The following is a 1,673-nucleotide window of genomic DNA, read 5'->3' as shown; positions in this document are numbered from 1 at the left end:
GACCCCGCCGCCCGCGCCCTCAGCGCGGACCTCGCCCGCACCCTCGCGCGCGCCGCCGCCGCCGTGGTCGCCGTCGTCGACCCCGAGGCGATCGTGCTCGGCGGGGAGACGATCGACCTGGTGCTCGCGGCCGACGGGGAGTTCGAGCGGACCCTGCGCGCCTCGCTCCCCATCGCGCAGCAGGACCTCGTCCTGCGAGAGCTCGGCGGGGACTTCGACCAGTGGGCGCGCGGCGCCGCGGTCATCGCGATCCAGGAGTTCGTCGGCGGCGAGGTCTGAGCGACCCCGCCGCCGACGCCCCGGCTCCCGGGCATCGCAGCCCGGGCATGGACGTCACGTGGACGCATCCGTCACTGGAACAGCGCGTTGACCCGCTCGTTGTAGGCCGCGAAGTCCGCGCCGTCGATCCGCCGCATCCAGCACTGGTCGAAGGCCGGCTGCATGATCGACATGATCGCGGCGGAGTTCTCCACCAGCGGGTACCGGCCGGTCTCGCCTTCGGCGACCCGGTCCGTGAACGGGGTGACGTCCAGGCCCCGATCCGCATAGGCCGCGATCGCGGTCTCCGTGCCCACGTCGGTCGCGGGGAAGAACGGGGCGCGCTCGCCGATGATCCGCTGCGCCTCGTCGGAGGCGAGGAAGGCGATCAGCCGCGCCGCCTCCTCCTTGTTCTCCGACTGCGCGGCGATCGAGTCGCCCAGGCCGTTGAACATCGACATCGGGGTGCCGATCGGCCCCGTCGGCAGCGGAGCGATCCCGAGGTCGACGCCCTCGAGGTTCGCCCAGGTCGAGATCATCCACGACCCGGCCAGGCCCAGCGCCGCCTTCCCGGACTGCACCTGGGTCTGGACGGGGCTGGAGTCGCCGAACATGCCGAAGGGCGGGAAGAAGCCCTTGTCCACGAGCCCGAAGAACCAGTCGATCGTCGCCGCGAAGCGGTCGTCGTCGTAGTGGAAGGTCGTGCCCCAGGTGTCGGCGTCGGTGAAGGTCCAGCCGGTCGAGAAGGCGAAGGCGGACCAGGTGGACTGGCCGACGTAGTCGATGCCGGTGTCGGCGCCCATGCCGTAGCGCGCCACGCGCGTCGGATCGAAGCCCTCCTCGTCGCCGCGCACGCCGTTCTCGTCGATCGTGAGCCGGGCGAGCAGGCGCTCGAAGGAGCCGCCGTCCTCGGGGTTCCAGTCCAGGCTCGCGAGATCGTCATCTGTCAGCCCCTCCTCCTCGAGCATCCCCTTGTCGTACATCACCGCGATGGTGTCGTAGTCCTTCGGGATGCCGTAGCGCTTCCCGTCCTGGCCGGTCCACAGCTCCTGCAGGCCGTCCTGGAAGCGGTCGGCGGTGACGTCGGCCAGCGGTGCGAGATCGTCCAGCGGTGCGATCACGCCGAGGCTGACGAACTCCGGGAAGCGCGCCAGGTGGTCGGCGAAGGCGTCGGGGCCGGCGCCCGCGACGAAGCCCGCGGTGAGCTTCGTCCAGTAGTCGTCCCAGCCCAGCTGGGTGATCCGCACGAAGACGTCGGGGTTCTGGGCCATGAACGCATCGATCGCGGCGGAGTAGGCGGGCAGCTGGTTCGCGTCCCACAGCCAGTAGTCGATCTCGGTGGCGCCGGGCGGGGCGGCGCTCGTCCCGCAGGAGCTGAGCGCGACGGTGCCCGCGGCGCCCGCGGCCAGCGCCGC

2 protein-coding genes are annotated in these 1,673 nt (G+C 71.7%); one reads left to right on the top strand and one right to left on the bottom strand.

What is annotated here, in order from left to right; genetic code table 11:
- A partial coding sequence (locus tag HMPREF3159_RS09000; protein ID WP_141748152.1) for an ROK family protein occupies window positions 1-279 on the top strand: 279 nt, incomplete at its 5' end.
- Between the two features lie 71 nt (window positions 280-350).
- Here the strand turns inward: HMPREF3159_RS09000 and HMPREF3159_RS08995 are convergent.
- Window positions 351-1,673: ABC transporter substrate-binding protein (locus HMPREF3159_RS08995; RefSeq protein ID WP_141748151.1), on the bottom strand; the 1,323-nt coding region annotated here is incomplete at its 5' end.

The organism is Brachybacterium sp. HMSC06H03, from assembly GCF_001807385.1.
GTDB lineage: Bacteria > Actinomycetota > Actinomycetes > Actinomycetales > Dermabacteraceae > Brachybacterium > Brachybacterium conglomeratum.
The sequence above is the reverse complement of the archived record's forward strand: the minus strand, read 5'-3'. Positions and strand labels throughout refer to the sequence as shown.